The organism is Ruegeria sp. D6 (assembly GCF_056534365.1).
In genome coordinates this window covers 724,862-743,359 of the sequence record NZ_JBQFPH010000001.1, presented here as the reverse complement: position 1 = coordinate 743,359, position 18,498 = coordinate 724,862, and the positions used below count along the sequence as shown (strand labels likewise).

The window sequence follows — 18,498 nt, the reverse complement described above, 5'->3', positions numbered from 1 at the left end:
CTTAACCCTCCGCCACGATATCTGCGATTTTGCGTTTCAGAACGCGCGTCACCTGCTCCAGCGCGCGTTTGTCATCCTTGTTCAGCCCTTTGAGCGGAGGTCTCACCATCCCAGCATCGATCCCGTTCATGGTCACCCCATACTTGATCGTCTGGATGAATTTGCCGCCCTGCTCCAGCACCCGCATCAGCGGCATCAGCGCGCTCATGATGCGGCGGCCTTTGGCAAAGTTACCCTCGATCACACAAGCCTGATACAGCGCCACGTGTTCGACGGGCAGAAAGTTCGACCCGCCGCAGACCCAGAACGGCGCACCCCAGGCGAAGAACTCCAGCGCCTGATCATCCATGCCGCAGCCCAGTTGGATATGCGGATAATCGCGCGCCAGCAGATGCACCCGGTTGATATCGCCCGAGCTTTCCTTGATGCCACAGAAATTCCGGCTGCGGCCTACGCGGTCCAGGAACTCTTCCCCCATCATCGTGCCGGTCCGGTGCGGATAGTTGTACAGCATCACCGGCAGGTCAGCCGCCTTGTCGATTGCCAGCGCATTCAGCGCATTCTCGCGGTCGGTGGGCACCGAATACGGCGGGCTGGCCAACAAGATCGCATCTGCGCCTAGTTCTCGCGCACCTGAGGCTAAAGCGACGGAATCCCCGGTCAGCATCGCCCCCGTTCCCACAACCAGAGGCACACGCCCCTTTAGTTGTTCATGCGTAAAGCGCGCCAGTTCCAGCCGCTCATCGACGGTCTGCGCATAGTTTTCGCCGGTGGACCCGCCCGAGATCAGCCCGTGCACACCATTCTCGATCAGGTACTCGATCACCTCGGCCAACGCGTCCCAGTTCACGCCACCATCCGCCGCGTAGGGTGTCACCACCGGCGTATAAATACCCTCAAATCTGAAGATCGGAGTCATGTGTCCCTCATGCAGAAGTCTTACCGGGGACCTGCCCCAGCGGAAAATCCAACCCCTCGGGCATCACGAACAGCTCGATCTGATCGCGTGACAGGGTCCAGTGGTCGTCGGCCAGCTGCGCAGCAGCCGCCTCATCGCCCGTCTCGATGGCGGCGATGATGGCGTCATGCTGGTCGCTCGCCTCTGAAAGGTTCTCAGCCATTCGTGCGGTCTGCGGGCGATAAAATGTCATCCCGATCCGCGCGTGATCGATCAGCAACCGGTTGAACGATGGGGATAAATAGACATTCCCCGCCATCTCTCCGGTCACCTCGTGAAACCGGGTATTGGCCAGCGTCCGCTCCTCAGCCGAGCCTGTACGCAAGGCTTGCCGAAACGTCTCTTGCGCCTCTTTCAACTGATCGATCTGATCGTGCGTCGCATTCGCCGCGGCCAGACGCAGCACGGCGCCATAGACCATCGGCGCAACCAGAAAGAAATCGCGTAGCGTAGTATGAGACATCTCTGACACCCGCGCCCCGCGATGGGTGCGCAGGTCCAGATACCCCTCACCGGCCAACTGCCGGAACACTTCGCGCAAAGGCGTGCGCGACAAGCCAAAGGCCTGCGACAGCTGCGCCTCGTCCAAATCTTCTCCGGGACGCAAACGCAGGGTCAGAACCGACATCTTCAGATGCTCAGCCAACGCCTTTTTTGGTGATTTCCCTTCGTCCCTCATCCGATCCCCTTCATCACGATCCCGCGAATCGATAGCTTGCCCTCTGGTATCGTATAAAAATACATGTTGTATACAGTTAGTTTTCGTGCAGCATGCAGAAAACTGTCAGAACGCCCTGATTCCGGTCCTATCGATGAGCCAAACACAGCACTACGCCTTCATACTGGTCGAGGAATTCTCGCATCTCGCCTTCTCCTGCGCGGTCGAGCCATTGCGGATCGCAAATTTGCTGGCCGAGGAAGATCTTTATCGATGGTCCTTCCTGTCCGAACACGCAGAGCATGCGGTCTGTTCAAACGGATCGGTCACTTTGGTGCATGGCGGATTGGGATCTATCCCAAAATGTGACCAACTGTTTGTTCTGTCAGGAATAAACATGCGCAATCACGTCTCGCGTCCGCTGCTCGCAACCCTGCGCCGAGAGCGGGCACGGGGCACCAATATCAGCGCCTTGTGTTCCGGTGCATGGCTGCTGGCCGAGGCCGGATTTTTGGATGGGATGCAGGCAGCGATCCATTGGGAATACCATGATGCTTTCATGGAGGCCTTCCCCGAGATAAACCTTGTTCGCAGCGTCTTTGTCGCCGACGAAAAACACATGACCGCCTCGGGCGGCACCGCGACCGCCGATCTGATGCTGCACCTGATCGAACGCGACCACGGCCACGACCTGTCGGTCGCAGTGGCCGATCAGATGGTCTATAACGCCGTGCGCAACGCCACTGCCGATCAGCGCGTCTCGCTGCAATCGCGCAACGGGATGCGGAACGCGCATCTGGCCAAGGCAATCCACATCATGACCGACAATATCCAAAGCCCGTTGTCCCCCTCGGTCATTGCCAGCGATATCGGCATCTCAACCCGGCAACTGGAGCGCCTGTTTGGGAAATTCCTGAACACCTCGCCTAAGAAATACTTCATGGAATTGCGGCTGGACCGCGCCCGCAATCTGCTGTTGCAGACCGAATCTTCGGTGACCGAGGTCGCCTTTGCCTGCGGTTTCGAAAGCGCCGGTCACTTCTCGCGCGTATACCGGGCCGCCTTTGGTGTCACGCCAATGCAGCAGCGCAGCAGGCTTGATTGATCAAAGCTGTGACTGGACAGAGGGCCATGGTTGGGATTATCTGAACAAGTGTTCAGATCAGGAAGGAACCCGCCATGCAACTCTCAACCACAGCTGCGGTGATCACCGGCGGAGCCTCCGGCCTGGGTGAAGCCACAGCCCGTCACTTTGCCGAGAACGGCGCGCAGGTCACAATCCTTGACCGCGACGCCGAGCGTGGCCCGCAAGTCGCGGCTGAAATCGGCGGACATTTCGCACAAACCGATGTGACGGATGAGGCCTCGGTCGCTTCAGCGATTGCACATGCGATGGACAAGATGGGTCGCATCACCGCCGCAGTGAACTGCGCCGGAATCGCGATTGGAGCTAAGACTGTGGGCAAAGACGGCCCCCACCCTCTGGAGGCGTTCCAGCGTACCATCGACATCAATCTGGTCGGTTCCTTCAACGTCTCGCGTCTTGCTGCCGCAGAGATGGCAAAGAATGACCCCGAACCGGATGGCGCGCGCGGCGTGATTATCAACACCGCCTCCATCGCCGCCTTTGACGGGCAAAAGGGTCAGGCGGCCTATGCAGCCTCGAAAGGCGGCGTGGTCGGCATGACCCTACCCATGGCACGCGATCTGGCCTCGACTGGTATCCGTGTGATGGCCATCGCACCGGGCATCTTCATGACCCCGATGCTGGCCGGCCTGCCTGAAGAGATGCAGCAACAGCTTGCGGCGGACGTCCCCAACCCTGCTCGCCTCGGCGACCCGCGCGAATACGGTCGTCTGGCCGGGTTCATCGTCGAGATGGGCTACCTGAACGGAGAGGTCATCCGCATCGACGGTGCCCTGCGGATGCGCTAAGACGGGTTTCATGACCGAGCGGCAGAAAATGGCGGCAGGCGAGTGGTATTGCTGCCTCGACCCCGAACTGGAAGTGCTTCGTATGAAAGCACGCCGCGCGGTCCATGCCCACAACACCTGCCCGCCCGATGACCGAGGGGCTATAGCTCCCGAATTGGCGGCGCTCTTTGCGGGGATCGGGCAAGATTGCTATTTTGAGGCTCCGTTCCACTGCGCTTATGGAATGAACCTGTCGCTGGGCGACCGGGTGTATCTGAATGCGGGCTGTGTCATTCTCGACACCGCGCCTGTTCGCATCGGCAGTGACTCGATGCTCGGCCCCACGGCACAGATCTATTGCGCCCAACACGCCAAAGACCCAGCCCTGCGCGCACAGGGTCTGGAAATCGACCACCCGGTGACAATCGGCGAAAACGTCTGGATCGGCGGTGGCGCGATCATCATGCCCGGCGTTACTATCGGAGACCGCGCCATCGTCGGCGCGGGCAGTGTCGTCACGAAGGACGTCCCCGCCGGAGCAACTGTTGTCGGTAACCCCGCCCGCCCCATTTGAGCACGCGCAAACCGGTGCATAGGTTTGTACAACTCAGACAATCTAGTCGATTGAGGTTGTACAACTCGGGCTCAACCGGCTTCGGCCTTCTCTTCAAGCATCAGCCACTCTTCCTCAGCCGCTGACAGTTTTTCCTGCCGTTCGACCAGGGCATCGGTTGCCTTCTGGAACTTGATCGGTTCGCGTGTGAACAGCTCAGGATCAGACATCAGTTCTTCGAGCTTGGCGATCTCGGCTTCAAGGCGCGCGATCTCTGCTGGTAGCTTCTCAAGTCGGTGTTTCTCCGAGAACGACAGCCCTGCTTTTGCCTTCGCTTCTTGCTTCACTTTCGGTTTTAAAGGCCTTGCTTTTTCTTCCTTTTTCGCAACTACATCACCTCGCTGAGCGATGTAATCGGACCAACCACCAGCATAGACGGTCGCGCGCCCGTTGCCCTCCATGGCGATGGTTGTGGTTGCAACCCGATCCAAAAAATCCCGATCGTGGCTAACGAGCAGCACCGTGCCATCATAGTCGTCCAGCAATTCCTGCAGCAGATCCAGCGTTTCAACATCCAGATCGTTGGTCGGTTCGTCCAGCACCAGCAGGTTAGAGGTTTTTGCCATCAGTTTCGCCAACAGCAACCGGGCTTTTTCCCCTCCGGACAATGACTTAACAGCCGCTCTTGCCTGCGCATCATCAAACAGAAACTCTTTGAGATAGCCCACCACATGCTTGGGCTGCCCGCCGACCATCACCTGATCGGCCTTGCCCGAGACCCGCATCTCGGGATCGCCGGTCAAGCTGTCCCACAGGCTCATTTCCGGGTCCAGCTGTGCCCTCGCCTGATCGAACACGGCGATCTCAAGGTTAGTACCCAGCACCACCGAACCCTCGTCCGGTTCGACCTGACCCAGCAGCATTTTCAGCAACGTCGTTTTGCCCACACCGTTCGGCCCAACAAAGGCCACGCGGTCGCCGCGCTGAACCAGAAGATCGAAATTGCGCACGATCTGCTGAGAGTCAAATGACTTTGAAACGCCAGTGGCCTCGATGACCTTGCGGCCTGATTTCGGACCGGATTCCAACGTCATGGCAGCCGATCCCTGACGTTTGATCTGCGCTGCACGCTCGGCGCGCAAGGCTTGTAGCGCCCGAACACGACCCTGATTGCGCTTGCGGCGGGCGCTGATACCCTCGACGGCCCATCGCGCCTCGGACTTGATCAAGCGGTTCAGCTTGTGGCGCTGCTGATCCTCCTCTTCCCAGACCTTATCCCTCCAGCTTTCAAAGGCCGCAAAGCCCTGTTCCTGCCGCCGCACAACTCCGCGATCGATCCACAGCGTCGCACGGGTCAACGCACGCAGGAATGCGCGATCATGCGAGATCAGAACATAGGCTGCACGGGTCGAGCCCAACTCACGCTCCAACCACGCTATCGCCTCGATATCCAGGTGGTTCGTCGGTTCGTCCAGCAACATCAGGTCCGGCGCTTCGGCCATCAGCTTGGCCAAGGCGGCGCGTCGCCTTTCCCCACCCGAAGCGGTTTCGACCGCACGCTCAGGGTCGAATTTCAGCCCTTCGCCCGCGCGTTCGACCTTATACAGCTCACCCGGTTCCAACCCGCTTGAGGCATAGTCTCCAAGCGTCGCGAATCCCTGCATTCCGGGATCCTGCTCCATGTAACCCACTGATTTACCAGGAGGGATGACAATTTCACCCTGATCGGCCTCGACCAGCCCGGCCATCACTTTCATCAAGGTGGATTTGCCTGACCCGTTCCGCCCGACCAGCGCCACGCGATCACCGGGTTGAACCACAAGGTCCAGATCGGAAAACACCGGATCACCCCCGAACGTCAGAGAGATACCGGACATCTGCAATAAAGGAATTCTCGCCATACCCGCCAGCTAAACCGGCCAAAGCAAGGCGTCAACGCCCCAACTTCACCTTTTCCCAGATACTCAAATCACCCAGCCACCGCGCGCAGCAACCGTTTACGAGCTGGGGGAATTGCTCCGATTTCAAGGCCGGTGAACACATGCAGGGTGTTCATGTGCCTGTCCACCACCGCATGATCGCTGACCCACCCCCCCATCATCAGATAGGTGCGCAACAAGGGCGGCATCCTAAGCATCGCCTGTTTTACATCAGGGCGTCTGCGCAAGCGCGCCGCAAAGCGAAACACATCCGGCGCCTTGACTCGCGGCAACCATCGCCTTGGTGCCAGATGTCGGTGTTTGAGCATCGCAAAAGCGTCAAGATATTCGGCAGTTTCTGTTCCAGCGAATGACGAACAACCAAACAGCATTTCGATCCCCTTCTGATCGACATACGCCGTCATTGCGCCCCACGCGACACGCAAGATATCCGGATCATTGTAGTCCGGGTGGATACAGAACCGACCCATCTCGACCATCGGTCCGGTAAAATCGCGTAGCGCCGACAGGTCATAGAACTGTGCCGAGTAGCTGAGTCCGATTTCAAAGCCGCCCTGCATTGTCAGCATACGGAAACAGCACACCAACGCCCCACCGGCCTGCAGATCTTCGACCAGAACATGGGCGCAGCGTTCGTCAAAAGCATCACAATCCTGACCATCAGTAGCAAAGGTCAGCATCCTCAGCGTCTGCGCCGCCGCCACGTCTTGCTCGGTTTGCGCCAAGCGGGCGCGATATCGGCCCTTGTCCAACAAAACCGCCATGGTCGCATCCTCCTGCGGTTGCTGACCGGTCACATCTGTCTGGTCCTTACTACAGAATGTGTGACTGTCCTGTGACCACTGCAAGAGAATTGGTCGCTTTAGTTGTTTGCGCCAGGAATATTTGCCGGGTTGAAGTTACCGATGTTACCCAGAAGCTGACGCAGGAAGCCTTTGTCTTCCACGTTGGAATCGGTCACGCGACGATCCAGCACGATGACATAGCCGTCTTCCAGGCCGAACCGCTCGATATTGCGAACGACACCACGCTGATCAAAGCTGATCGCGACCAGTTCACGTGAAACGACCTCGGGTCGTTTGGGCCCATAATGACGGACGCGCGAGGCGACATAGTAATAGCCCGAATCCCGCACCACGCCCGCCGAGCTGGGCGCGCCGATGGTTTCTTCAACACTATCGCGGGTATCGACGCCGACCTTGATTTTGGCCAGATCCTCTGGCGGAGGCACGTAGCCGTGATTCTTGAAGATTGGTGAACATGCGCCCACGACCGCCAGACAGGCCGCAAAGACAAGCGTTTTCGACGCTGGTTTCAACCTGTTCAAACCCTTCAACATGCACATCCTCTTGCCATGGCCCCTTGCGGACCCTATCCGATTACAGAAACCAAGGCTCCGGTTCAACACAGGAAAACCTCACGAATGAGCAACCAGACATCTTTACGCGTCGCAGACCTGCCGCAAAACGCTCCGACCCCGTTTGAGTTGCGCCCGACCGGCGAGGCGCTGGAGGCCATAAAACAAGAGCTCGGCCTGCTTGGCCTCCGCAAGCTCAGCTTTGTCGGCGAATTGCGCGCGCAGGGCAAACGGGATTGGACGCTTTCAGGCAAGCTGGGCGCAACGGTGATCCAACCTTGTGTCGTGACGCTGGAACCTGTGACCACACGCATCGACACCCCGGTGAGTCGCGTCTTTGTGGCTGATTGGAGCGATCCGGAGGAGCCCGAGTTCGAAATCCCCGAGGATGACGAAACCGAACCGCTTGGCCCCGAGATCGATCCTGCGCTGATCATGGTTGAAGCGCTGTCGCTGGCCCTGCCCCAATACCCACGGAAGGATGGAGTCGAGCTGGGCCAGATAGACTATACCGAACCGGGCAAACAGGCACTCACGGATGAGGATGTAAAACCCTTCGCTGGTTTGGCCGGGCTGCGGGATGCGATGAAAAAAGACGAGTGACAGGCGAGGGATTTCCTGTCATAGCAGGCCGTCAGAAAAACCGCTTGAACATGACGAGAATCGCAGTATTTTCGCGCGCTCATTGGAATTTGGGTTGGACATTGCGGGGCAAGCCCCTTAAACGCGCGTCAAACCACGAGAAAACAAAGTACGTAACCCGGCTGAGAGCGAATCTGTCAGCCCATATCAGACAAAGGTTGAGACCATGGCCGTCCAACAGAACAAAGTTTCCAAGTCGCGTCGCAACAACCGCCGCGCACACGACGCTCTGGTTGCTGCAAACCCGAACGAATGCCCGAACTGCGGCGAGCTGAAGCGCCCACACCACGTTTGCGCATCTTGCGGCCACTATGACGATCGTGAAGTCGTCGCTCAGGCCGACGAAATCGACCTGGACGAAGACGCGGCCTAAGCCTGATTGGACGCAGGCCAAGGCATGACGGATCAGCCCACGCAGACCGGACGGATCATCATCTCGGTTGACGCTATGGGCGGAGATTCGGGCCCTGCCGTCGTTGTGGCGGGCATTGCAAAATCTGCGGACAAGAACCCGAAGATCGGGTTCATCCTGCACGGTCAGGAACAGGAACTACGCAAGCTGGTTGCCAAACGGCGTGTCCTTGATGGGCGCGTCGTTTTTCGTGATTGCCCGGACGTGGTCACGATGGAAGACAAACCAAGCCAGGTTGTCCGCAGCGGCAAGAGCACGTCGATGTGGTCCGCTCTGGAAGCGGTGCGTGCAGGTGAAGCGCACGGCGCGGTGTCCTGCGGCAATACGGGCGCGCTGATGGCCATGTCCATGTTGCGGCTGCGCAAGCTGCCCGGCGTGAACCGCCCTGCCATCGCGATCCTGTGGCCCTCGCGCAATCCGCATGGGTTCAACGTGATGCTGGACGTCGGCGCAGATGTGCGCGCTGATGCCAAGGACCTTTTGCAATACGCGCTGATGGGGGCTTCATACGCGCGCAACGGTATGGCGCTCAGCCGCCCTCGGATCGGGTTGCTGAATGTCGGTACCGAAGAACACAAGGGCCGCGCCGAACTGAAAGAAGCCCATGCGATGATTTCGGACTTTGCCGATCAGGCGAATTTCGAATTCGTGGGCTTTGTCGAAGGCAGCGATATCCCCGGCGACAAAGCTGACGTGATCGTGACCGACGGCTTCACTGGAAATGTCGCCATTAAAACCGGCGAAGGCACCGCGAACCTTATCGGTGATTTGCTTCGTGAAGCGTTCAAATACTCGCCCCTATCCCGGCTGGCCTCGATCCTGGCAATCACCTCGTTGAATCGTCTGAAAAAGCGGATAGACCCGCGCCGCGTCAATGGAGGCGTGTTCCTCGGGCTTAATGGAACCGTGGTGAAATCCCATGGCGGAGCGGACGCAACCGGCGTTTCCGCAGCGGTCAAACTGGCTTTCACATTGGCTGAATCCGGTTTCTCCGAAAAATTGGCGGCACGGGTTGCATCAACAGCCGCACTTGCACAAGATGCGGCCCATTCCGTGTCTCAATCGGAATAATAACAAAAAAGGCAGTACCCCAGCATGGCAGGCCGCTCAGTTGTTGTAGGTGTCGGGCATTATTTGCCAGAGCGCGTTGTACCGAACTCTGAGTTCGAGAAAACGCTGGATACGACGGACGAATGGATTCGCACCCGGTCCGGGATCGAGCGGCGACACTTCGCGGCCGAGGACGAAACCACATCCGATCTGGCCACCAAAGCGGCCGAAGCCGCACTGGCTGATGCCGGACTGACGGCGGATGATATCGACGCGATTGTGCTGGCAACCTCCACAGCTGATTTGACCTTTCCTTCGGCGGCAACCATGGTACAGGCCCGGTTGGGCATGACCAAAGGTTTTGCCTTCGATGTACAGGCGGTCTGCGCAGGGTTTGTCTTTGCGCTCAGCAACGCCAACGCCCTGATCCTGTCCGGTCAGGCCAAGCGCGTACTGGTGATCGGCGCCGAGACCTTTTCACGAATCATGGACTGGACCGACCGGTCGACCTGCGTGCTGTTTGGCGATGGCGCGGGCGCACTGGTTCTGGAAGAGCAAGAGGGTCAGGGCACTTCGGATGATCGCGGTATTCTTGCGACCGACTTGAATTCGGACGGACGCTACAAAGACCTTCTCTATGTTGATGGCGGGGTTTCGACCCAATCCACCGGCCACTTGCGGATGCAGGGCAATCAGGTCTTCCGTCATGCGGTCGAGAAACTGGCCCGAACTGCCGAAGTCGCGCTGGAACGAGCCGGTTTGTCCAGCGATGATGTCGACTGGATCGTGCCGCATCAGGCCAATATCCGCATTATTCAGGGCACCGCCAAGAAGATGGGCCTGCCGATGGATAACGTCGTCGTCACCGTTCAGGACCATGGCAACACATCGGCAGCCTCCATCCCTCTGGCCCTGTCGGTGGGCAAGCAAAACGGCCAGATCAAAACCGGCGATCTGATCGTTACAGAGGCGATTGGTGGCGGTCTGGCCTGGGGGGCGGTCGCACTGCGTTGGTAACCGGCACAATCCGGCTTACAGAGCCTCCCGCAATTCATTGATATTGACAGCGAATTTTGCATAGCCATATGCTCAGACATCAACAGGGGAAAAAGCATGGGCGACAAAACACTGACCCGAATGGATCTGAGCGAGGCCGTCTTTCGTGAGGTTGGCTTGTCACGCAATGAAAGCGCACAGCTGGTCGAAAGCGTTCTGAACCACATGTCTGACGCGCTGGTGCGTGGCGAACAGGTTAAGATTTCGTCATTCGGCACCTTCAGCGTTCGGGACAAAACCGCCCGTATCGGTCGCAACCCTAAAACCGGTGAAGAGGTTCCGATCCAGCCCCGTCGTGTACTGACATTCCGTCCGTCGCACCTGATGAAGGATCGCGTCGCCGCAGGGAACCGCAAGTAAGTTCAGGACATCCAGGTTATGAGTAAGTCCCCCGATGCCTTTCGCACCATAAGTGAAGTTGCGGACTGGCTCGGAGTTCAGGCTCATGTGCTGCGTTTCTGGGAAAGCCGGTTTACCCAAGTCAAACCCGTCAAACGCGCCGGTGGGCGGCGATATTATCGCCCCAATGATATGCGTCTGCTGGGCGGTATCAAGAAACTGCTGCACGAGGACGGGATTACCATCAAAGGTGTTCAGCGTATCCTTCGGGAACAGGGCGTTGCGCATGTTGCATCGCTTTCGCCCAATTTGGATGAAAACGCGCCCGCACCCAGCATCGACGATACTGTGGTTCCGTTCGCTTCAGCGCCGGAACCATCCGCAAACCAGATCGACATGGATTTGGGCGAACCCGCCCATTCCCCTGCCCCAGAGGCTCCGAAACCCGTCGCAACCCCCGAACCCAAACCGATACCGGCTGAGCTGGATGCAGCGCCGCTGATGGGTGGTATTGCCTCGCTGGCATGGAATCGTGACGAGTATGACGATGAGCTGTTGCACCAGATTGCACCCATCGCCAAGGACCTGCGCAGGTGGCTGAATCGCGTCGAACACCACACGGCGGGATAGCAAAAAAGGCGATGATTTCCTCTTGCCCCCGCCGGGAAAGTCTTTATGAACACCTCAACGTCGGGCTATGGCGCAGCCTGGTAGCGCGTCCGTCTGGGGGACGGAAGGTCGCAGGTTCGAGTCCTGCTAGCCCGACCAAATCACACCGACGTTTATGGCACATAGGCCAGATCCCGCTCTGGCAGCAGAGGGGATCGAGATGACAGGTGTTTGCCCAAATCAACAGCTTGAGGCAATGATTGCACGCGGTGAGATCGCCGCAAGCCCAGACATCATCCCTGCACAGGTGCAGCCGGCAAGCCTTGATCTACGTTTGGGAACAGTGGCTTACCGGGTGCGCGCGTCGTTTCTGGCGGGCGAAGGGCGTTCTGTCGCAGACCGGTTGGCCGAGTTTGAGATGCACCGCATCGACATCACTGAAGGCGCTGTTCTGGAAAAGGGCTGTGTCTATCTGGTGCCGCTAATGGAATCGCTCGCCCTGCCCGATGACATCAGTGCGGTGGCCAATGCCAAAAGCTCGACCGGGCGGCTCGACTTGCTCACGCGCACGATCACCGATGGCGGAACCGAGTTTGATCGGGTTCCCGCAGGCTACACAGGTCCGCTTTATGCCGAGATCTGCCCGCGATCGTTCTCGGTTCTGGTGCGCCCCGGAATGCGTCTGAATCAGATCCGTTTCCGCAAAGGTCAGGCGGTACTCAGCGACGCCGAGCTGACCGCGTTGCATGGTCAAACGCCGTTGGTTGATGGGCCAGCCGTCATTCAGGACGGGTTGGGGTTTTCGGTCGATCTGCAACTGCCCGATACCGATCTGGTCGGCTATCGCGCCAAGCCCCATACCGGGGTGATCGATCTGGATCGGATCGGCGAATACGACCCGCAGGAATACTGGGAAGAGGTGCATACCAAGGATGGTCGCATCATCCTCGACCCCGGCGCGTTTTACATTCTCGTCAGCCGCGAAGCGGTGCATATCCCGCCAATGTATGCTGCTGAAATGGCCCCATATCTCGCTATGGTCGGCGAGTTCCGGGTACATTACGCCGGATTCTTTGACCCGGGCTTTGGACATGCCGAAGCAGGCGGCGCTGGATCACGCGGGGTGCTGGAAGTGCGCTGCCACGAAGCGCCATTTGTGTTGGAACACGGACAAGTCGTCGGGCGCCTGGTTTATGAGAAGATGGCCGAAATGCCGACACAGCTATATGGTGCTGGGATTGCCTCGAACTATCAGGGTCAAGGCCTGAAACTGTCCAAGCATTTCAAAGCTGTGGGCTGAGTTTCAGAACTTCATGAACCGACGCATCTGACGCGACACCTGCCGCATCTGCTTTGCGCTTTGATTTTGGCGCTTGGTCGCATCGCGCATCTGGCGATCCGCCTCGGGGCCATTCTCAACATCAGACTGACCCGGTTTACGGCCCACCTTGCTGGCCATATCAATACCCTTGTCCACACCGTGGTTCACCAGGCGACGCATCACCCGGCGCACGATCATATCGATGATCCGATTGGCATTCATTGGCTCAACTCCGTTATGTGCACCCTAGGATAGGTGCGATCTGCGGCAATAAAAGGGCCGTCCGATCACTCTTCTTCGAACAGCTCGGTTTGATCTTCGTCCTCGTCATCACCCTTTCCTTCGCCCAGCGGCACAGCACCAGGGGGTGGGCGATTCTCCAACAGTCCGGCTGCGCGCAACTCCTTCAGGCCCGGCAGGTCACGGGCGTTTTCCAGCCCGAAATGATCCAGAAACTCAGGCGTTACGACGAATGTCACCGGACGGCCTGGTGTCATGCGACGGCGGCCCAGTCGGATCCACTCCATCTCAAGCAGTTGATCAATGGTGCCGCGCGAAACGGACACGCCCCGGATTTCCTCGATCTCCGCACGCGTGCAGGGCTGGTGATAAGCCACGATCGCCAGCGTTTCGATGGCCGCCCGGCTGAGTTTGCGGGTCTCGACAGTTTCCTTCTGCATCAGGAAGCCAAGATCGGGGGCTGTGCGGATCGCCCAAGCCTCACCAACGCGCACCACACGCACCCCGCGCCCTTCGTACCGCTTCTGAAGCGATTCAACGGCTTGCGCGGCATTGCTGCCATGGGGCATCCGCGCTTCAAGATCACCAATCGTCACTGGCTCGGCGCTGGCAAACAGCACGGCCTCGACCATACGTTCCTGTTCCGCCAAGGGCGGCGCTTCGAACAGTGTGCCTGTCTCTTCGTTGGCGTCAGTCACGTGTCTCAGTCCTCTTACGCAGATGGATCGGCGCAAAGGTCTCGCTTTGCTTGATCTCCATATGTCCTTCTTTCACCAGCTCAAGCGAGGCTGCGAAGGTTGCAGCCGTGGCAGAGCGTCGCCGAACCGGATCAGCATCCCAGCCTTCGGGCAGGTAGGTCTCCATATCCGTCCACGCACCGGCAAAGCCTATTAGGGGTCGCATCCGCTCAAGCGCTTGTTCCATGGTGAAAACGGCGTCGCGGTCCATGACAAAGGGGCGGAACTCGTCGCGCGTGCGGATACGCGCATAGCCCTGCATCAGGTCCAGCAGTGTGGCGGAATAGGTCACGGTGCGGATACGCGTAACATCCTCACCCTGCCCGCGTTTGAAAAAATCGCGGCCCAATTGATCACGCGCCATCAGGCGCGCAGCGGCATCGCGCATGGCCTGCAGACGCTCCAATTGGAATGCGAGGTGCGCGGCGAGTTCCTCGCCCGAGGGGCCTTCATCATCCGGGTCCGGGGGCAGCAGCAAGCGGGATTTGAGGAAAGCTAGCCAAGCGGCCATCACCAGATAGTCGGCGGCCAGTTCGATCCTCAACTGACGCGCTTTTTCGACAAATGTCAGATACTGTTGAGCCAGCGCAAGAACCGAGATTTTGCGCAAGTCCACTTTTTGCGTACGCGAAAGTGTCAAAAGCACATCGAGCGGACCCTCAAATCCATCGACGTCCACAATCAAAGCCTCGGCGGCCAGCCGATCGGCAACCGAGACCGGGTCTTCGCTGAAAAGGTTATCCTGCATATACCTGCCCGCCCATTAGGGCAGATAGTTCCGCCTCGGCGGCTTGGATGTCAAGTTCCTGTGGCGGTTGTCTCCGGGCCAGCGCCCAATCTGCGCGGGCTTGTGCCGCATCCGACATCTCACCAGCGGCTTCGAGCACCTGCGCGCGTTCTTCAAAGGCCCCGTTGCAGTGCAAAGCAACATCGCATCCAGCGTCCAGTGCCTGTCGGGCCAAGTCGGCGGGCGCGCCGTTCAGGGCTTTCATCGTGATATCGTCGGTCATAATCAGACCGTCGAAACCGATGCGCTCCCTAATCAAAGTCATCATTCCAGCAGAAATCGTTGCGGGCCGTGGATCGATCTGGTCATAAACCAAATGCGCCGTCATCCCCATCGGCAAGTCGTTCAGCGCGCGGAATGGTGCAAAATCTGCCGCTTCCAGTGCACTTAGAGAAAGATCCACATGCGGCAACTCGTGATGACTGTCGAGCGTCGACAGACCGTGGCCGGGCATATGCTTTACTACCGGCAACACTCCGCCATCAAAGTGTCCGTTGGCAACGGCTCGACCAATCGCGGAAACCTTTTCGGGATCAGACCCATAGCAGCGGTTCTTCAGGAACGCATGAGTACCCTCGCGGGCCAGATCGACCATCGGCGCACAATTGCTGTCGATGCCCAATCCCAGCAGTTCATGCGCGATCAGACGATAGCGCAGATACATCGCGCGCTCGGCCTGATCTCCGGCATGCGCGACATGATCCAAAGGGGGCAACCATTCACGGGCTAAAGGTGCGCGCAGACGTTGTACGCGGCCCCCCTCCTGATCGACTGTGATTAGGCAATTTCGGCCAACCGCCTCGCGGAAGTCCTCGCACAAGGCGCGGGTCTGGTCAGCGGATTCGATGTTGCGGGCAAACAGAATGAACCCGAACGGGTTCATCTCTTTGAACAAAGCTTTTTCATCCGGCGTCAGGCGCAGCCCTTCGGCATCGGTGATAACCGCGCCAAATCTCACCGGACGGCGACCGGGATACAGTCTGCACCCTGCGCGACTAGGGCCGCGCAAAACTGGCGCGAGTCGCTCAGATCATCAAACCCCATGACACGCAGGCGATAGAAGGTTCGCCCTCCGCTTGAGGTCTTCTGAATAACACGCTGTTTTCCATCCATATATTCTCCAAATCGGCCATTCAAACGTGCCCATTCGGCCTGCGCCACATCGGCGCTTTCGTATGCCCCAAGCTGAGCAAGTCGCGTGCCTTTGGTCAATGTATCGGGATCAACATCCAGACCAACAGCAGCCTTTACTGCAGCATTGATCGCAGCTTCCGTAGCGCTGTTGGACGAAATAGAACTTGGCGTAGCGCGGGCTGGACGCACATGCGGACGCAGCGACCGGCGCACACCAGGCAGTGCAGCAATCTTAGGGTCGGGCTGTTGCGCGGCGTAATCAGCCGGATCAATCGCGGGCTCGTCTTCGGGCGTGACCAGGGAAGCCAATTGCACGCCCTGCTCAGGCGTCTGTTCAGGCAGAGGTTCGGCGGCGAGCCCTTCGGCCAGAGCGTTCACGATCGCCTGATCAGTGGCGGGTTCCTCAATCACTTGCACTGCATTTGTGGCCTCAAGCGCGGTCATGGGCGTGTCTTCATCAGTCAGAGACACGGGGCGCGGTGCGAGGATCAGACGATCTGCCGGCGGTGCAGCAGTCCCGACAGCGGCAACTGCATTCACCGCTAGGCCCTGATGATCAGCAGGCGTCCCGCCGGGATTTTCGGGCTGCACGCGCATGGGTCCTTCGGCGGCACGCACGACCGGTACCCCGCTGACGTCGCGCATGATCAGTTGGTAGCCCCAAACGCCGACTCCGGCGACCAGCGCCAAAGACGCAACCGCCCCAAGCACGTTGACAATGCGGCCCAGCCCAGCGCCTGCGCGCGGGGCGTCATCATAGCTATAGCTTTCATCAGGATAATCATACGCATCTTCAGGATGCGATTGATTCGAGTAATGCATCTGCTCGGGGCTATGCTGCCCCGAGTAATCGTAACGTGCCATTTCCGCCTCACCGCCCGATTGCGCCGTAAAAAGTGGCGCGCGGGTCATTTCTTGTCTGCCTCAGACCGGCGGTTCGGGCGATATTTGTTATCGCATCTCCTGCGCCGGGGTAACGCCAAGAATACCCAAGCCCGCTGAAATCACAACAGAAACAGCCCGGGCCAGTGCGATTTTCGATTGGCTTGTGGCAACATCGCCATCCTGAATGAAACGCAACTGGGTTTCGTCATTGCCCTTGTTCCACAGCGCGTGAAAATCTCCTGCCAATTCATAGAGATAGAAGGCAACCCGGTGCGGTTCATTTGTGCGAGCGGCGATTTCAACCAGACGTGGCCATTCTGCCAGCTTCTTGGCAACGGTCAGCTCAGAGGCGTGGTCGATCTTTCCCAGATCTGCCCCAGATAGCGTAGCATCATCGGCAGAAATCCCGGCCTCAGCGGCGCGGCGCAGCACACTCATGACGCGGGCATGGGCGTATTGGACGTAGAACACCGGGTTTTCGCGGCTTTGTTCCAACACCTTGTCGAAATCGAAATCCAGCGGTGCGTCGTTCTTGCGGGTCAGCATCACGAAACGGGTTACATCAGGCCCGACCTGATCGACTACATCGCGCAACGTGACAAAGTTCCCTGCCCGCTTGGACATCTTGAATGGCTCGCCATTCTTCCACAGCTTCACCAATTGGGTAAGCTTGATATCCAGCGGCACCTTACCATCGGAAAGGGCCGAAACGGCCGCCTTCATCCGTTTGACATAGCCGCCATGGTCCGCACCGAATACGTCGATTAGCGCGTCAAACCCACGGCTCACCTTGTCATAATGATAAGCGATATCCGGGGCAAAATAGGTCCAGCTGCCGTCCGATTTCTTGACCGGGCGGTCGACGTCATCCCCGTGTTCGGTCGACTTGAACAAGGTCTGCTCGCGCGGTTCCCAATCCTCGGGTTTCTTACCCTTGGGCGGCTCAAGAACGCCTTCGTAGATCAGGCCCTTGTCGGTTAGCGACTGAAGCGCAGCCTCGATCCGCCCTGTGCCGTAGAGCGACTTCTCGGAGAAGAACACATCCATCTCAACACCCAGCGCCTTCAGGTCGGCGCGGATCAGGTCCATCATAGCGTCGGTCGAGAACTCGCGCAGCTCTTCCAGCCATACGCTTTCAGGCTTGTCGATCAGGCTGTCGCCGTATTTCTCTTTCAGCGCCTGACCGATCGGGATCAGGTAATCGCCGGGATAGAGACCTTCTGCGATCTCGGGGCTCAGCCCGTTAGCCTCGCGATACCGTTCATATGCCGACCGCGCCAGCACATCCACCTGCGCGCCGCCATCGTTGATGTAGTATTCGCGGGTCACCTCATGGCCCGAATAGGCCAGCAAGCTTGCCAGCGCATCACCGAACACAGCCCCCCGCGTGTGGCCCACATGCAGCGGGCCGGTCGGGTTGGCCGAGACATACTCCACGTTCACCTTCTGACCATGTCCCATGGTCGAACGGCCATAATCGGTGCCCTTTTCCAGCACCGCAGCCAACACTCCCTGCCAAACCGAAGACGCAAGCCGCAGGTTTAGAAAACCCGGGCCCGCCACCTCGGCGCTGGTGATCCGGTTGTCTGCAGACAGCTTGCCCGCAAGCACATCCGCAATGTCCCGCGGCTTCATCTTCGCCGGTTTCGCCAGTACCATCGCCGCATTGGTCGCCATATCGCCATGCGCCGCATCGCGCGGAGGCTCAACTGCCACGTTGTCAAAGCTCAGCCCCTCAGGCAGCGCGCCTTCGGACTGCATCTGCGCCAGCGCGTCCAGTACCAGGCCGCGGATCTCGGAAAACAGGTTCATTTCGGATGTCCTTTTGCTTGCCGCGGGGTTTACCACGCAAAGCGCCAAGGTCAATGGACGCCTAAATTTTGCGCTTGGATTAACCGCTATCAGG

The 18,498-nt window shown here is 58.8% G+C and carries 21 protein-coding genes and 1 tRNA gene; 11 read left to right on the top strand and 11 right to left on the bottom strand.

Annotated features, from left to right (window positions below; genetic code table 11):
- Nucleotide 1: 1 nt before the first annotated feature.
- Both ACR0A1_RS03695 and ACR0A1_RS03690 read right to left on the bottom strand, forming a co-directional pair.
- On the bottom strand, nt 2-919 hold the full coding sequence (locus ACR0A1_RS03695; protein ID WP_480866278.1) for a dihydrodipicolinate synthase family protein: 918 nt from the start codon (nt 917-919) through the stop codon (nt 2-4).
- 7 nt (nt 920-926) lie between these two features.
- Nucleotides 927-1,637 (bottom strand): GntR family transcriptional regulator, encoded by a 711-nt coding sequence (locus tag ACR0A1_RS03690; protein ID WP_480866276.1) that lies wholly within the window; start codon nt 1,635-1,637, stop codon nt 927-929.
- A gap of 133 nt (nt 1,638-1,770) precedes the next feature.
- Here ACR0A1_RS03690 and ACR0A1_RS03685 point away from each other — a divergent pair, with 133 nt between their 5' ends.
- From ACR0A1_RS03685 to ACR0A1_RS03675, 3 genes are all read left to right on the top strand, one after another.
- Nucleotides 1,771-2,721, top strand: a complete 951-nt coding sequence (locus tag ACR0A1_RS03685) for a GlxA family transcriptional regulator (RefSeq protein ID WP_170396693.1) — start codon at nt 1,771-1,773, stop codon at nt 2,719-2,721.
- A 74-nt stretch (nt 2,722-2,795) separates the two neighbouring features.
- Nucleotides 2,796-3,551 carry a 3-hydroxyacyl-CoA dehydrogenase gene (locus ACR0A1_RS03680; protein ID WP_480866274.1) on the top strand — a complete coding sequence of 252 codons (756 nt, stop codon included), beginning with the start codon at nt 2,796-2,798 and terminating at the stop codon, nt 3,549-3,551.
- A 10-nt stretch (nt 3,552-3,561) separates the two neighbouring features.
- Nucleotides 3,562-4,104, top strand: coding sequence for a sugar O-acetyltransferase (locus ACR0A1_RS03675; RefSeq protein WP_170817865.1), 543 nt, complete (start codon nt 3,562-3,564; stop codon nt 4,102-4,104).
- A 71-nt stretch (nt 4,105-4,175) separates the two neighbouring features.
- Here ACR0A1_RS03675 and ACR0A1_RS03670 read toward each other — a convergent pair whose 3' ends face one another.
- The 3 genes from ACR0A1_RS03670 to ACR0A1_RS03660 all read right to left on the bottom strand — a co-directional run bounded on the left by ACR0A1_RS03670 (nt 4,176) and on the right by ACR0A1_RS03660 (nt 7,362).
- A complete protein-coding gene (locus ACR0A1_RS03670) occupies nt 4,176-5,984 on the bottom strand; it encodes an ABC-F family ATP-binding cassette domain-containing protein (RefSeq protein ID WP_480436734.1) in 1,809 nt (602 codons plus the stop codon).
- A 68-nt stretch (nt 5,985-6,052) separates the two neighbouring features.
- Complete coding sequence (locus ACR0A1_RS03665) at nt 6,053-6,787, bottom strand: GNAT family N-acetyltransferase (protein ID WP_223118271.1); 735 nt, start codon at nt 6,785-6,787, stop codon at nt 6,053-6,055.
- A gap of 98 nt (nt 6,788-6,885) precedes the next feature.
- Entirely contained in the window at nt 6,886-7,362 is a 477-nt protein-coding gene (locus ACR0A1_RS03660) for an outer membrane protein assembly factor BamE (protein WP_170509417.1), read from the bottom strand.
- A gap of 84 nt (nt 7,363-7,446) precedes the next feature.
- On the opposite strand from ACR0A1_RS03660, the gene ACR0A1_RS03655 reads away from it, so the two are divergent.
- The 8 genes from ACR0A1_RS03655 (at nt 7,447) to ACR0A1_RS03620 (ending at nt 12,788) form a co-directional block, all read left to right on the top strand.
- A complete protein-coding gene (locus ACR0A1_RS03655; protein ID WP_170509414.1) occupies nt 7,447-7,983 on the top strand; it encodes a DUF177 domain-containing protein in 537 nt (178 codons plus the stop codon).
- Nucleotides 7,984-8,188: 205 nt separating this feature from the next.
- Nucleotides 8,189-8,395 (top strand): 50S ribosomal protein L32, encoded by a 207-nt coding sequence (gene rpmF / locus ACR0A1_RS03650; RefSeq protein WP_008756996.1) that lies wholly within the window; start codon nt 8,189-8,191, stop codon nt 8,393-8,395.
- Nucleotides 8,396-8,419: 24 nt separating this feature from the next.
- Nucleotides 8,420-9,505: a phosphate acyltransferase PlsX gene (gene plsX / locus ACR0A1_RS03645; protein ID WP_170626811.1), complete on the top strand. Its 1,086-nt coding sequence runs from the start codon at nt 8,420-8,422 to the stop codon at nt 9,503-9,505.
- A 24-nt stretch (nt 9,506-9,529) separates the two neighbouring features.
- Nucleotides 9,530-10,501, top strand: coding sequence for a beta-ketoacyl-ACP synthase III (locus ACR0A1_RS03640; RefSeq protein ID WP_170406350.1), 972 nt, complete (start codon nt 9,530-9,532; stop codon nt 10,499-10,501).
- 96 nt (nt 10,502-10,597) lie between these two features.
- Nucleotides 10,598-10,900 (top strand): integration host factor subunit alpha, encoded by a 303-nt coding sequence (ihfA, locus tag ACR0A1_RS03635; RefSeq protein WP_008755922.1) that lies wholly within the window; start codon nt 10,598-10,600, stop codon nt 10,898-10,900.
- A gap of 18 nt (nt 10,901-10,918) precedes the next feature.
- A complete protein-coding gene (locus tag ACR0A1_RS03630) occupies nt 10,919-11,509 on the top strand; it encodes a MerR family transcriptional regulator (protein WP_480866271.1) in 591 nt (196 codons plus the stop codon).
- A gap of 61 nt (nt 11,510-11,570) precedes the next feature.
- Nucleotides 11,571-11,647: transfer RNA gene (locus ACR0A1_RS03625), tRNA-Pro, on the top strand.
- Between the two features lie 61 nt (nt 11,648-11,708).
- Nucleotides 11,709-12,788, top strand: coding sequence for a 2'-deoxycytidine 5'-triphosphate deaminase (locus ACR0A1_RS03620; RefSeq protein ID WP_170396675.1), 1,080 nt, complete (start codon nt 11,709-11,711; stop codon nt 12,786-12,788).
- 3 nt (nt 12,789-12,791) lie between these two features.
- Here ACR0A1_RS03620 and ACR0A1_RS03615 read toward each other — a convergent pair whose 3' ends face one another.
- From ACR0A1_RS03615 to argS, 6 genes are all read right to left on the bottom strand, one after another.
- Nucleotides 12,792-13,031 (bottom strand): hypothetical protein, encoded by a 240-nt coding sequence (locus ACR0A1_RS03615; RefSeq protein ID WP_170396673.1) that lies wholly within the window; start codon nt 13,029-13,031, stop codon nt 12,792-12,794.
- 65 nt (nt 13,032-13,096) lie between these two features.
- Nucleotides 13,097-13,747, bottom strand: a complete 651-nt coding sequence (gene scpB / locus ACR0A1_RS03610) for an SMC-Scp complex subunit ScpB (RefSeq protein ID WP_170422113.1) — start codon at nt 13,745-13,747, stop codon at nt 13,097-13,099.
- The gene (locus ACR0A1_RS03605; protein ID WP_170509855.1) at nt 13,740-14,534 is read right to left on the bottom strand and encodes a segregation and condensation protein A; all 795 of its coding nucleotides are present in this window, start codon (nt 14,532-14,534) and stop codon (nt 13,740-13,742) included. The genes scpB and ACR0A1_RS03605 overlap by 8 nt, the downstream gene beginning before the upstream one ends.
- Nucleotides 14,524-15,531 (bottom strand): beta-N-acetylhexosaminidase, encoded by a 1,008-nt coding sequence (nagZ, locus tag ACR0A1_RS03600; protein WP_480762566.1) that lies wholly within the window; start codon nt 15,529-15,531, stop codon nt 14,524-14,526. Before nagZ ends, ACR0A1_RS03605 begins: the two co-directional genes overlap by 11 nt.
- Nucleotides 15,528-16,619: an SPOR domain-containing protein gene (locus tag ACR0A1_RS03595; protein WP_480752930.1), complete on the bottom strand. Its 1,092-nt coding sequence runs from the start codon at nt 16,617-16,619 to the stop codon at nt 15,528-15,530. Before ACR0A1_RS03595 ends, nagZ begins: the two co-directional genes overlap by 4 nt.
- A gap of 39 nt (nt 16,620-16,658) precedes the next feature.
- On the bottom strand, nt 16,659-18,404 hold the full coding sequence (gene argS / locus ACR0A1_RS03590) for an arginine--tRNA ligase (RefSeq protein WP_170662779.1): 1,746 nt from the start codon (nt 18,402-18,404) through the stop codon (nt 16,659-16,661).
- Between the last annotated feature and the right edge of the window lie 94 nt (nt 18,405-18,498).

Bases quoted from the DNA above. Each gene is read 5' to 3' on its own strand.
- ihfA (WP_008755922.1), top strand. From the start codon at position 10,598: ATGGGCGACAAAACACTGACCCGAATGGATCTGAGCGAGGCCGTCTTT.
- ACR0A1_RS03640 (WP_170406350.1), top strand. From the start codon at position 9,530: ATGGCAGGCCGCTCAGTTGTTGTAGGTGTCGGGCATTATTTGCCAGAG.
- ACR0A1_RS03630 (WP_480866271.1), top strand. From the start codon at position 10,919: ATGAGTAAGTCCCCCGATGCCTTTCGCACCATAAGTGAAGTTGCGGAC.
- ACR0A1_RS03595 (WP_480752930.1), bottom strand. From the start codon at position 16,619: ATGACCCGCGCGCCACTTTTTACGGCGCAATCGGGCGGTGAGGCGGAA.
- ACR0A1_RS03675 (WP_170817865.1), top strand. From the start codon at position 3,562: ATGACCGAGCGGCAGAAAATGGCGGCAGGCGAGTGGTATTGCTGCCTC.
- ACR0A1_RS03690 (WP_480866276.1), bottom strand. From the start codon at position 1,637: ATGAGGGACGAAGGGAAATCACCAAAAAAGGCGTTGGCTGAGCATCTG.
- ACR0A1_RS03655 (WP_170509414.1), top strand. From the start codon at position 7,447: ATGAGCAACCAGACATCTTTACGCGTCGCAGACCTGCCGCAAAACGCT.
- rpmF (WP_008756996.1), top strand. From the start codon at position 8,189: ATGGCCGTCCAACAGAACAAAGTTTCCAAGTCGCGTCGCAACAACCGC.
- ACR0A1_RS03605 (WP_170509855.1), bottom strand. From the start codon at position 14,534: ATGCAGGATAACCTTTTCAGCGAAGACCCGGTCTCGGTTGCCGATCGG.
- argS (WP_170662779.1), bottom strand. From the start codon at position 18,404: ATGAACCTGTTTTCCGAGATCCGCGGCCTGGTACTGGACGCGCTGGCG.
- ACR0A1_RS03685 (WP_170396693.1), top strand. From the start codon at position 1,771: ATGAGCCAAACACAGCACTACGCCTTCATACTGGTCGAGGAATTCTCG.
- ACR0A1_RS03660 (WP_170509417.1), bottom strand. From the start codon at position 7,362: ATGTTGAAGGGTTTGAACAGGTTGAAACCAGCGTCGAAAACGCTTGTC.
- ACR0A1_RS03615 (WP_170396673.1), bottom strand. From the start codon at position 13,031: ATGAATGCCAATCGGATCATCGATATGATCGTGCGCCGGGTGATGCGT.
- ACR0A1_RS03695 (WP_480866278.1), bottom strand. From the start codon at position 919: ATGACTCCGATCTTCAGATTTGAGGGTATTTATACGCCGGTGGTGACA.
- ACR0A1_RS03665 (WP_223118271.1), bottom strand. From the start codon at position 6,787: ATGGCGGTTTTGTTGGACAAGGGCCGATATCGCGCCCGCTTGGCGCAA.
- plsX (WP_170626811.1), top strand. From the start codon at position 8,420: ATGACGGATCAGCCCACGCAGACCGGACGGATCATCATCTCGGTTGAC.
- ACR0A1_RS03620 (WP_170396675.1), top strand. From the start codon at position 11,709: ATGACAGGTGTTTGCCCAAATCAACAGCTTGAGGCAATGATTGCACGC.
- ACR0A1_RS03680 (WP_480866274.1), top strand. From the start codon at position 2,796: ATGCAACTCTCAACCACAGCTGCGGTGATCACCGGCGGAGCCTCCGGC.
- ACR0A1_RS03670 (WP_480436734.1), bottom strand. From the start codon at position 5,984: ATGGCGAGAATTCCTTTATTGCAGATGTCCGGTATCTCTCTGACGTTC.